Annotated in this window: 8 protein-coding genes and 1 tRNA gene; 6 read left to right on the top strand and 3 right to left on the bottom strand. The window is 71.7% G+C overall.

Annotated elements, in window-relative coordinates:
• Positions 1–49: 49 nt before the first annotated feature.
• Positions 50–3,484, bottom strand: coding sequence for an SUKH-4 family immunity protein (locus ACWCRB_RS46270; RefSeq protein WP_451001824.1), 3,435 nt, complete (start codon positions 3,482–3,484; stop codon positions 50–52).
• An 8-nt stretch (positions 3,485–3,492) separates the two neighbouring features.
• The gene (locus ACWCRB_RS46275) at positions 3,493–4,491 is read right to left on the bottom strand and encodes an SMI1/KNR4 family protein (RefSeq protein WP_451001825.1); all 999 of its coding nucleotides are present in this window, start codon (positions 4,489–4,491) and stop codon (positions 3,493–3,495) included.
• 355 nt (positions 4,492–4,846) lie between these two features.
• Between ACWCRB_RS46275 and ACWCRB_RS46280 the strand changes: the two genes are divergently transcribed.
• Both ACWCRB_RS46280 and ACWCRB_RS46285 read left to right on the top strand, forming a co-directional pair.
• Entirely contained in the window at positions 4,847–5,443 is a 597-nt protein-coding gene (locus ACWCRB_RS46280; RefSeq protein ID WP_451001826.1) for a YwqJ-related putative deaminase, read from the top strand.
• Between the two features lie 82 nt (positions 5,444–5,525).
• A complete protein-coding gene (locus tag ACWCRB_RS46285; protein WP_451001831.1) occupies positions 5,526–6,059 on the top strand; it encodes an SUKH-3 domain-containing protein in 534 nt (177 codons plus the stop codon).
• 136 nt (positions 6,060–6,195) lie between these two features.
• Here ACWCRB_RS46285 and ACWCRB_RS46290 read toward each other — a convergent pair whose 3' ends face one another.
• Positions 6,196–7,509 (bottom strand): sensor histidine kinase, encoded by a 1,314-nt coding sequence (locus ACWCRB_RS46290; RefSeq protein ID WP_451001827.1) that lies wholly within the window; start codon positions 7,507–7,509, stop codon positions 6,196–6,198.
• Positions 7,510–7,790: 281 nt separating this feature from the next.
• On the opposite strand from ACWCRB_RS46290, the gene ACWCRB_RS46295 reads away from it, so the two are divergent.
• From ACWCRB_RS46295 to ACWCRB_RS46310, 4 genes are all read left to right on the top strand, one after another.
• Positions 7,791–7,862, top strand: a tRNA-Gln gene (locus ACWCRB_RS46295).
• Between the two features lie 129 nt (positions 7,863–7,991).
• Positions 7,992–9,440: a bifunctional UDP-N-acetylglucosamine diphosphorylase/glucosamine-1-phosphate N-acetyltransferase GlmU gene (glmU, locus tag ACWCRB_RS46300; RefSeq protein WP_451001828.1), complete on the top strand. Its 1,449-nt coding sequence runs from the start codon at positions 7,992–7,994 to the stop codon at positions 9,438–9,440.
• Positions 9,441–9,559: 119 nt separating this feature from the next.
• A complete protein-coding gene (locus ACWCRB_RS46305) occupies positions 9,560–10,543 on the top strand; it encodes a ribose-phosphate diphosphokinase (protein WP_451001829.1) in 984 nt (327 codons plus the stop codon).
• 186 nt (positions 10,544–10,729) lie between these two features.
• Positions 10,730–11,314 (top strand): 50S ribosomal protein L25/general stress protein Ctc, encoded by a 585-nt coding sequence (locus ACWCRB_RS46310; protein ID WP_451001830.1) that lies wholly within the window; start codon positions 10,730–10,732, stop codon positions 11,312–11,314.
• Positions 11,315–11,355 lie beyond the last annotated feature (41 nt).

Genomic DNA, 11,355 nt, shown 5'->3' on the forward strand with positions numbered 1-11,355 from the left:
GGTGACCGTACGGTCACCCACCCCCTCCCTTCCTGGAACGGCTCTGGAACTACAGCAACCCGTCCCACATCTGCTCGAGCAGCACCGACCACCAGCTCTCCGGCGAGCCGAGCGCCGCCGGGTCGAGGGAGGCGAGCTGGGCCTGGAAGTCGACGGTCCAGCGGCCCGCCTGCTCCTGGTTCAGGCCGTAGCGCAGCCGCCACATACGGCCCAGCAGCGCGAGACAGCGCGCGAACTCGGGCAGGCCCGTGTTCACGAACTGCGGCGGTACGGGTGCGCCGCCCGGCCCCGGCTCCACGGGCACGGCGACGATGTTGGCGGTGCCGTACTGCACGCAGATCGCCTTGCCGAAGTCGCTGCCCATGACGAGGTACGAGCCCGCGTCCGACGCCGGCCGCACCCCGCGCTCCTGCGCCAGCTCGGCGAGCGTCGGCACCGGCCGCCCCGGCTGGGCCTGCGCCCAGAAGAACGGCCCCATGTCGGCGGGCAGCCCGGCGACGACCAGAGTGTGCGCCACGATCGGCGGCACCCCCTGCCGCGACACCGCGGCCTGATCGAACCGGAAGACCCCCGGCCCGAACGCACCGGCCAGCTCCTGCGCGACCGCCTCCGGCGGGATCGGCGGCGCGGGCTGGATGGGCGGGAGGGGCGCGCGTACGGGCCCGGGTCGCGCGGGCCCGTCCGCGACCTGGTGCAACTCACCCTGATGGGCGAGGAGTTGGGCCATGCCCTGCTGACGGCTCGCGTGGTCGGTGCCGTAGGGGGCGATGCTCGTGATCCGGGCGTTCGGCCACTGCTCGCGGATCATGCGCGCACAGTAGGCCCCCGGCAGCTCGCAGCTCTCCAACTCGGTGTGGAGTTCGAGGACTTGATCCGGCGGGATGTTCATCGCCCGCAACTCATGAAAGATCTGCCACTCCGGATGCGGCGTCCCCGGCGCGGACCGCCGGATCAGCTGCTGCTCCGACCCGTCGGGCGCCCGGTAGCGGAGAACGGCCTGATACCCGGGGCCGACGGTGGGCTGACCGGGCGGGGGGTAGCCGTAGGAGGGGGCAGGCGGGGGTGCGGAGAGGTTGGGGGCGGGGGGCGGCGGGAACCCGGGGGTGGGCGCACCGGGGGCGTGCATCCCGGGCGCCGACTGGGCGGGGGCGGGGGGCGCCATTCCGGGTGCCGCCAGCCCGGGTGCTGCCAATCCGGAGGCGGGCCGCCCGCCGGGGGTGGGCATGCCGGGGTTGGGCATACCGCCCGGAGCGGGCATACCGGGGGCGGATTGACCACCCGGAGCAGGCATACCGGGGGTGGGCGTGCCAGGGGCGGACTGACCACCCGGAGCAGGCATGCCGGGGTTGGGCTGGCCACCCGGCGCCGGGATACCGGCGACAGGCTGACCACCCGGTGCGGGCATGCCGTGCGCCGGCCGACCGCCGGGGGGCGGGGGTACGGCACCGGGGGGCGCCGGGGGCTGGAGGGAACTCGGGGGCGCGCTGGGGGTGCCCTGAGCACCGGGAGGGCTCTGAGCACCGGGGGCACTCTGGGTACCGGGAGCGCCGTGAGCGCCAGGCACGCCAGGGAAACCAGGAGTGCCCAGGGGGCCGGGGGCACTTTGCGCGCCAGGGGAACCGGGGGTGCCCGGAGCACCCGGGAAGCCGGGGGCGCCTGGGGCACCAGGGGTTCCTGGAGCGCCGGGGAAGGCCGGGGCGTCCTGGGAGCCGGGGGCACCGGGAGCACCAGCGGTGCCCGGAGCTCCACGGAAGCTGGGTGTACCGGGAGCACCGGCGGTTCCGGGAGCCCCGGAGAAGCCCGATGCGCCGTGGGAACTAGGGGCGCCAGGAGTGCCTGGACCCCCGCGGAAGTCCGGTGCGCCGGGAGCGCCAGCGGTTCCCGGAGCCCCGGAGAAACCCGGGGCTCCCTGCGAACCCTGGGCGCCAGCAGTGCCAGCAGCCCCACGGAAGCCCGGGGCGCCCGGAGCGCCGGATACGCCAGGCTGACCAGGAGCGCCTGGTGCACCGGGAGCCTGAGGAGGCGGAGGCGCACCGGGGACGCCGACCGGAGGACCGGCCAGCATGGTCTCGGCGCGATGCACGGAATCGGGGGCGCCAGAACCGCCGGGAGCACCGGGAGCACCGGGAGCACCGGGAGCACCGGGAGCGGACGGTACGCCTTGCGCACCGGGCACGCCGGGGGCACCCGGAGGCTGCGGAGCGCCAGGGGCACCCGGCGGACGGGGTGCGTTGGCGCCGCCGCCCTGCTTGGGGTCGGCGAACATCGTCGCGGCCTGGTGAACGCCCTCAGGAGGCGCACCCCCGGGCGAGTTGGGGCCACCAGGCCGGTTCGGGGCACCAGGAGCACCCGGAGGCAACGGAGCGCCAGGCGGATTCGGCGCACCCGGAGCCCCGGCCACACCGGACACACCGAGCCGCCCAGGCGTACCCGGAGGCTGGGGCGCACCCGGCCCACCAGGCGTACCGGGGGCACCCGGAGCACCCGGCGGATTCAACCCGCCAGACCCCCCAACAGCAGCACCAGAACCCTCACCACCGGACCCACCGGCCCCCTCAACTCCCTCCGACCCAAGCGCCAAAACAAACTGCGTAGGCACATACCCACCCGCAGGACCAGCCCCCGGCGCCGGAGGCGCACCCCCCAGACCGGCCCCCGCCGCCGCCGGAGGCGCAACCCCCGGACGGGCGCCCGGAGTTCCAGGTGCGCCCGGCGGTGGCGGAGTGCCCGCACCCCGGGCGCCGCGCGGTGGCGGGGCCTTGCTGGTCGTCGCGTCGGCGATGTCGCCGGCGTTCGGCGCGAGCGCGCGCCCCGGAGGCGGATAGCCGTACGAGGGACCGCTCGCCCCCTGCGGGTAGCCGTACGCCGGCCCCGGAGCCCCGTCGAAGGCGTCCCGGGCACGTGGAAGGTCGTCGTCGCTCAGCGGCGGCGAGAACACCGTCGCCGGGAGCGGTACGGAACGGTCCTCGCCCGCGTCCACGCTGGTCGTGTCGGTCCCCGTCCAGGGCGTGGCCCCCGGCGGCACCGCGTCCGACGGGGGCGCCGAGGGGGCAGCCGAGGCCGCCACTCCAGCCGCGTCGCCACCGGAGGTACCCGCCCGCCGGTCCGGAATCCCCAGCTTGTCCGCCGCCTCCTGCAACCACTCAGGCGGAGTCAGCAGGAACGACGTCTGGTTCAGGTCGACCCGCGCCGGAGGCGCCGGTACCGCGTCCTCGACGGCGTCCGGGCGGCCGTACTCCTCCTCGTAGCGGCGGATCACCTCGCCCACCGGCAGGGCGGGCCACAGCGTGGCCTCGCCGCTGTCCCGGGCGAGGACCAGCCGCTGGGCGCCCCCGTCCGAACGCGGACCCTCGGCGCGGTCCTCCGCCCAGACCACGAACCCCAGCTCGAACTCCCGTACCCGCGCCTCCCGGTGCTGGTACGACGGCACATCACCGTTGACCCATTCCTCGGCGCGCTCCTGCGCCTGCGCGAAGGTCACCATCGGTCAGATCACTCCCCCACCGAAGTCGCCGAAGGCACGTGCACCGCGCGCGCGAAGCCGCCGTCCACCATCAGGTTCGCCACCGTCTCCAGCTCCGGCGGATTGCCCGCGAGCCGGGACAGGAACTGGTCGAAGTCGTCGCCGCACGGCAGCAGCAGCCGCTGCACCCGGTCGGCCGGCGGCCAGGTCGGATCGACGTCCCGCGCGTCGTCGTACGCGCAGAACCACACCGAACCGGGCCGCTCGCCCTTCACCTTCAGGGCCAGCAGACCGCCCTGGACGAAGGCGACGCACAGGTAGTCCTTGGTCAGGTGGTCGCGCAGGCACTTGTTGACGTACACGAGGTCGTTCACCGCGGCCTCTTCCCGCACCGTGAAGAACGGCTGGTCCACCAGCAGCCCCAGCTCGGCGTCGAGCGCCGCGCCCACCGGCGCGCAGCCGCCCGCCGCCTTCAGGAACGAGCGGTACGCCCCCGGCAGGCGGTAGCCGAGGTCCTCCTCGACGCCCTGCACCTGCTGCTCGGTCACCGCGACCGCCGACTTCGGCAGCGCGAAGTGCGCCGGCCGCGTCTCCTGCAACGGCCGCGTGCCGCGCTTGTGCTGATCGACCGTCGAGGTCGCGATGCCGCCGTGGTGCCGCAGGAGCGCCTTCACCTCGACGGGGACCAACTCCAGCCGTCGGCCACCGGGCGCGTGGTGCCAGGTCCAGCCGTGCGGGGTCGCCACCGCCGGGACCGTGTCCCACAGCTCGTGCCCGGACGCGGCCAGCGCCGCGTTCGCCGACACGTAGTCCGTCAGCCGCAGTTCGTCGACGCCGAAGCCCTCGGGCGGCTCGGCGATCTCCGCCACCGCACGCGCGTAGAGCGAGAAGTCCGGATAGCCGTGTTCGTCGACCCGCACCCCTCTCGGGTGCCGGGTGGCCCGGACCGGGTCCGGGAAGTGCACGACCTGCCCGGCATAGGCCGCGTTCGGCGGCACGGCTCGCTGCCCGAGCCGACCTGTCGTCATGGCGGTTGCCCCCTGCGGCGTTCTGTAAGGCCCGCACATCAGTGCGGTCCGTACGTCTGTCACATCACGTGCACGTCACATCCCGTACCCCCGCACCCGTCCCGACCGCCAGCACATCAGTACGGACAGCCACCCGGACGAGGCCGCGGTTCGCGGTTGCCCGACAGCCTATGCGGTACGCCGACACCGGTCACCGGCACCAGCCACCGGCCCTCCGGTTCCGTGACCTGCCGTCACCCTGCCGTGACGGTCCGCCGAAGCCCTGGCGTGTCACACCGCCCCAGCTTCCGCACCAGCCACGCCATTTGGCACTCTGTGTCCGCCGGGGGGATGTACGGGGGAGGCACCGGAGGGGATGACGATCATGAACGCGACACAGACGGGGACACAGACAGGCAGGCCCGCAGGCAGGCCGACGGACGGTTCCACGGGAACACCCGCGCCCGGAATGCGCGGTACGGGCGGCAGACCCGGCGGCGACCCGCGCGTCGGCTGGAGCGCCAGCGAGACGCCCCGCGTCCCCACCCTCCGCCACCGCCGCGACGGCATACTCCCGACCGTCGCCGCCGCCCTCTCCGTACGCGGCGCCACCCTCACCGGCACGGCAGCCCGCGGCGACCAGCCGCCCGCCCTGCACCCGCTCGTCCAGGACTTCCTGGACACCCTCACCAGCACCCAGCGCGACCGCGCGACCGGCCGCTGCGCCGAGGCGCTCCTCATATCCCGGCAGATCACCGTCGCCGACGAGGCCCGCAGCAAGCGTGCCGCCCGCAAGCCCATGACCCACGGCGAGGCCCGCAGGGCACTGAAACAAGCCAAACTCACCACCCGCCGCATCCGCGAGGACGGCGACCCCCTCCACGGCGGCTTCGCCGCGCCCTGCCGCTCCTGCACAGCGCTCAGCGCCCACTTCGGCGTCCGCATAGTCGACCCGTCGGCCCCGACCGGCTGACGCCCGCACCCCCACCCCCCCCACCCCCCACATGCACGACGGCGCCACGCGCCGGTCCATGACCTCGACGATCGAAGGGCAGATGCACACCGACCGCACCTCCTCCCCCAACTCCTCGGCGCCGCCCGGGCAGGGGGGACCCCCGTCCCGCTTCCCCGTGCCCGTCGACGCCGCACTGCGCGCCGCCGGCTGGCAGCCCGGACGCTGGGACATAAAGCAGGCGGAGATCTGGGCCGACGCCCTACGGGGCCACACATCCCCCGCCGGCCACCGCCACGCGGTCTTCCCCGCCGCCGTCGAGGCCTGGGCGGAGTTCGGCGGTCTGCACATCACGCCCTCCGGCCCCGGCCGCCAGGTCGCCCCCACCGCCCTGCACCTGGACCCCCTGCACGGCCTCCACATGGCCCGCACCCTCGCCGACCTCGGCCGCGCCCTCGACACCGAGGTCTGCCCCCTCGGCGAGGAACGGGAGACCCAGTCCCTCCTCGCCATCGACACAGAGGGCCGCGTCTACGCCCTCGACCACACCGGCGACTGGTACCTCGGCCCCGACGTCGACCAGGCCCTGGCCACCCTGGTCACCGGCCTGGAACCGATACGCCTGACGGCACCCTGAGCCCCCTCGGACCGAGTCGGGTGCGCAACCGCGCCCCGAAAGGGGCGCGGGGCTGCATCTGTCTGCGGCTCCGCCGCGGGGCGCGACCAGCCCCCACCGGGCCCGCGGTGAAAGAACCGCACAACCAGCGGAGCGCTCACGTCGGAATGACCGCCGACACCCGAAACCCCCCGGCCTCCGTCGGCCCGGACACGAAAACGCCGCCCAGCGCGGCGACCCGCTCCTTCATCCCGAGCAGACCGTTGCCACCGGACGGCAACCCCACCGACGAGGCCGAAGCCGGCTCGGGTGGTGGCTCGTTCTCCACCTGCATCGCGATCTCACCACCGCGATGGGCCAGCCGTACGTGCGTCTTCGCACCGGCCGCGTGCTTGTGGACGTTCGTCAGCGCCTCCTGCACCACGCGGTACGCGGTCTGCTCCACCTCCGCGCCGTACAGCCGCACGTCCCCCTCCACCGACAGGTCCACGACCATCCCCGCGGCCGCCGACTGCCCGATCAACTCCTCCAGCTCCTCCAGGCAGGGCCCGTCCGCCCCACCGTCACCGCTCTCGGCAGCACGAGAGGCGGCCACCGCCGCGGCCACCCCCACCGCCGCCAACGGCACACCCTGCACCCGCCGTTCGAACCCCTCCCCCGACCGCAGCACGCCGAGCATCTCCCGCAGCTCGGTCAAGGCCTGGCGCCCCATGTCCCCCACCAGGGCGGCATTCCGCACAGCCTTCTCAGGGTCCTTCCGGGCAACGGCCTGCAGCGCCGCGGCATGCACCACCATCAGACTCACCCGATGCGCGACGACGTCGTGCATCTCCCGCGCGATCCGCGTCCGCTCCTCGTTGCGCGCCCACTCCGCCCGCTCCTCGGCCCGCTCGGCCAGCAACTGAAGCTCCCGCTCCAGACTGTCGGCCCGCTCCCGGAGACTCTCCATCAGCCGCCGCCGGGCCCCCACGTACAGCCCGAGCAGCAAGGGCGGCGCGGTCACACCCAGCGAAGTAGTAATGGCAACGACGGGAACGAACCAGTCCCCGATCTTCAGACTCCCGTTGGCCATGTCCTGATGCGACCGCACGAACGTCACAATGAGCGTCCCCACCATCGCCATGCCCGCCAACGCCCCGATGATCCGCCGAGGCAGCTCGGAAGCGGCGAGCGTGTAGAGCCCGACGACGCCCATCAGAAAACCCATCTGGGCGGGCGTAATGGCAATGGCGACCAGCACCACAGCGATCGGCCACCGCCGCCGCAACAACAGCACAGAACCGGCGACAAGCCCGAACACGATCCCGGCGGACACGGGAATCCCCGCGTCCCGTGCGAACGGCACCCCCTCCGCTGCGCACTCCCCGGCGGACACCAGCGCGAGGCCTCCGTCAAGCACCGCACTGCGCCACCTGGCCCACCACCACGGCCCGGTCAGGGCCGCGGTGTGGTCTTCCCCCGTAGTGGTCATGCGTCCAGCCTACGGGCGCACACCCCCGCTTTTCCGGCGAGTTTCGACGACTGGCCTACACCACACAGGCCCGCGCCACCGCAATCGAACAGAAGCGAAACCCACCAGAATCCCTCGAACTGCCGAATCGCACGCCGTTCGACCCTGGAAGCGATGATTCCGCCCCCGGCGACGTCCCCGAGCGCGCCGACCTACACCGTCGCGTCGAGGGCCGGTGTTACGGCATAGTGGTGGGTGCCAATTCGACGGCCCGGCCAAATGTCCGGTTCGATCGAATTCATTCCCCCGTGGTGTAATTGGCAGCACTGTGGCTTTTGGTGCCATCTGTCCGGGTTCAAGTCCTGGCGGGGGAGCAATACCAGAGCGATACGAGATGTGGGCCCTGACAGCTCTGTCAGGGCCCACTCTTATGTCCCACACGAAACGCCCCGGTATCCTGCGGATGTCCACCCCGCCCCCTCCGCAGCCGAAGGGCCCACCCCGTGAGCGCCAATCGCCCCGCCGCCGTAGTCGTACTCGCAGCGGGTGAGGGCACCCGTATGAAGTCGGCCACACCCAAGGTCCTGCACGAGCTGTGCGGGCGTTCGCTGGTGGGTCATGTGCTCGCCGCCGCCCGCGAGTTGGACCCCGAGAACCTGGTCGTCGTCGTGGGGCACGCCCGTGAACAGGTCACCGCGCACCTCACCGTGACCGACGCCGGCATCCGTACCGCCTACCAGGCACAGCAGAACGGCACCGGTCACGCCGTACGCATGGGACTCGAAGAGCTTGGCGGGACCGTCGACGGGACTGTGGTGGTCGTCTGCGGCGACACCCCCCTCCTCACCGGAGCCACTCTCCGCTCCCTCGCCGCGACCCACTCCGCCGACGGCAACGCCGTCACCGTGCTGACCGCCGAGGTGCCGGACGCGACCGGGTACGGGCGGATCGTGCGGGACGGGGCCTCCGGGGCCGTCACCGCGATCGTCGAGCACAAGGATGCTTCCGATTCGCAGCGGGCGATCCGTGAGATCAACTCCGGGGTCTTCGCCTTCGACGGGCAACTCCTCGCCGACGCGCTGGGCAAGGTGCGGACCGACAACAGTCAGGGTGAGGAGTACCTCACCGACGTCCTCGGCATCCTCCGCGAGGCCGGGCATCGCGTCGGGGCTTCCGTCGCCGCCGATCATCGCGAGATCGCCGGGATCAACAACCGTGTGCAGCTCGCCGAGGCCCGTCGGATTCTGAACGACCGGCTGCTGACCGAGGCCATGCTCGCGGGGGTCAGTGTCATCGACCCGGCGAGCACCTGGGTCGATGTGACGGTCACCTTCGAGCAGGACTCGATCGTGCACCCGAACACGCTGCTCCAGGGCGCCACGCACCTCGCCGAGGGTGCCGAGGTCGGGCCCAACTCGCGGCTCAAGGACACCCGGGTGGGGGCAGGGGCGCGCGTCGACAACACCGTTGCCGACAGTGCCGAGGTGGGCCCCCAAGCCACCGTCGGGCCGTACGCGTACCTCCGGCCCGGTACCCGTCTCGGGGTCAAGTCCAAGATCGGGACGTACGTCGAGACGAAGAACGCGTCGATCGGTGACGGGACGAAGGTGCCGCATCTGTCGTACGTCGGGGACGCGACGATCGGGGAGTACACCAACATCGGTGCCGCCAGTGTGTTCGTGAACTACGACGGCGAGGCGAAGCATCACACCACCGTGGGGTCGCACTGCAAGACGGGTTCCGACAACATGTTTGTGGCGCCTGTCACGGTCGGGGACGGTGCGTACACCGCGGCCGGCTCCGTGATCACGAAGGACGTGCCGCCCGGTTCGCTGGCCGTCGCCCGGGGCCAGCAGCGGAATATCGAGGGTTGGGTGGCTCGTAAGCGTCCGGGGAGTGCCGCGGCGAAGGCCGCCGAGGCCGCTTCCCGGGAGCAGGGCGACGGAAGCTGACCGGAAACAGGTAGGTCGGACTCGGGCTACCGTGATAGATGCACACCCGCACACCCCCAGCTGAGCAGGCCTGTCAGGGCTGATCACGGCTGAGACACCACCTCTGAGGAGACAGTGCTGTGACCGGGACCAAGACGACCGGCGAGAAGAAGAAGATGATGTTCTTCTCCGGCCGCGCCCACCCCGAGCTTGCCCAGGAGGTCGCCCAGCAGTTGGGGGTCGGGGTTGTCCCGACGAAGGCCTTCGACTTCGCGAACGGTGAGATCTACGTTCGCTACGAGGAATCGGCACGTGGCGCGGACTGCTTCGTGATCCAGAGCCACACGGCTCCGATCAACCAGTGGATCATGGAGCAGCTGATCATGATCGACGCGCTGAAGCGTGCGTCGGCTCGTTCCATCACCGTGATCGTGCCGTTCTACGGTTACGCGCGGCAGGACAAGAAGCACCGCGGACGTGAACCGATCTCGGCGCGTCTGATCGCGGACATGATGAAGACGGCGGGCGCGGACCGCATCCTCACCGTCGACCTGCACACGGACCAGATCCAGGGCTTCTTCGACGGCCCGGTCGATCATCTCTTCGCCCTCCCCCTCCTCGCCGACTACGTGGGCGACAAGGTCGACAAGGGCAAGCTGACGGTCGTCTCGCCGGACGCGGGCCGGGTGCGCGTGGCCGACCGCTGGTGCGACCGGCTCGGTGCGCCGCTGGCGATCGTGCACAAGCGGCGCGACAAGGACGTGGCGAACCAGGTGACCGTCCACGAGGTCGTGGGTGAGGTCAAGGGCCGTGTGTGTGTCCTCGTCGACGACATGATCGACACCGGTGGCACGATCTGCGCCGCGGCGGACGCGTTGTTCGCGCACGGCGCCGAGGACGTCATCGTGACGGCGACGCACGGTGTGCTGTCGGGTCCGGCGGCGGACCGGCTGAAGAACTCCCGGGTCAGCGAGTTCATCTTCACGAACACGCTGCCGACGCCGGGTGAGCTGAGCGCCGACCTGGACAAGATCAAGGTGCTGTCGATCGCGCCGACGATCGCGAGCGCGGTGCGTGAGGTGTTCGAGGACGGTTCGGTGACGAGCCTCTTCGACGAGCAGTAAGCCGAAAAACGCTTCTGCATGATCGATTTTTCTGCGGCCTCTCCCGCCGAGTAGTCTGTCCAAGTTGCTCGGCGAGGGAGGCCGTACCCATCAGGTGCGGCTGTCCGTTATCGACGCGCTCTTCGTAGCAGGCCGTTCGTGGCCGGGTGACCTGTCCGTCTCTCACCCGTACGAGGAGTGAAAAGCATGTCCGACGTAAAGCTCACCGCCGAGACCCGCACCGAGTTCGGCAAGGGTGCCTCCCGCCGCATCCGCCGCGAGGCCAAGGTTCCCGCGGTCGTCTACGGCCACGGTGCCGACCCCGTCCACATCACGCTTCCGGGCCACGAGCTGCAGCTCGCCCTGCGTAAGTCGAACGTCCTGCTCACCCTGGACATCGAGGGCAAGACCGAGCTGGCGATCCCGAAGGCCATCCAGCGCGACGCGCTCAAGGGCTTCCTCGTGCACGTCGACCTGCTCACCGTGAAGAGCGGCGAGAAGGTCACCGTCGAGGTCTACGTCCACACCGAGGGCGAGCTGGCCCCGGGTGCCTACCTGCTCGAGCACGTGCTGAGCACGCTGACGGTCGAGGCCGAGGCGACGCACATCCCCGAGTCCGTCACCGTGTCCATCGCGGGCCTGGAGGCCGGTGCCTCCATCCTCGCCAAGGACATCCCGCTGCCCGAGGGCACCACGCTGGCGATCGACGAGGACGCGGTCGTCCTCCAGGTCCTCGCCGCGCAGGCGGAGGAGGCCCCCGCCGAGTCCGAGACCGAGAGCACCGAGGGCTGATCCTCAGCTCGGTAGAGTTCGTCGGCCGCCGCTTCCGTACC

The organism is Streptomyces sp. NPDC002156, assembly GCF_053593675.1.

Bases quoted from the DNA above. Each gene is read 5' to 3' on its own strand.
- ACWCRB_RS46270 (WP_451001824.1), bottom strand. From the start codon at position 3,484: ATGGTGACCTTCGCGCAGGCGCAGGAGCGCGCCGAGGAATGGGTCAAC.
- ACWCRB_RS46275 (WP_451001825.1), bottom strand. From the start codon at position 4,491: ATGACGACAGGTCGGCTCGGGCAGCGAGCCGTGCCGCCGAACGCGGCC.
- ACWCRB_RS46280 (WP_451001826.1), top strand. From the start codon at position 4,847: ATGACGATCATGAACGCGACACAGACGGGGACACAGACAGGCAGGCCC.
- ACWCRB_RS46285 (WP_451001831.1), top strand. From the start codon at position 5,526: ATGCACACCGACCGCACCTCCTCCCCCAACTCCTCGGCGCCGCCCGGG.
- ACWCRB_RS46290 (WP_451001827.1), bottom strand. From the start codon at position 7,509: ATGACCACTACGGGGGAAGACCACACCGCGGCCCTGACCGGGCCGTGG.
- ACWCRB_RS46310 (WP_451001830.1), top strand. From the start codon at position 10,730: ATGTCCGACGTAAAGCTCACCGCCGAGACCCGCACCGAGTTCGGCAAG.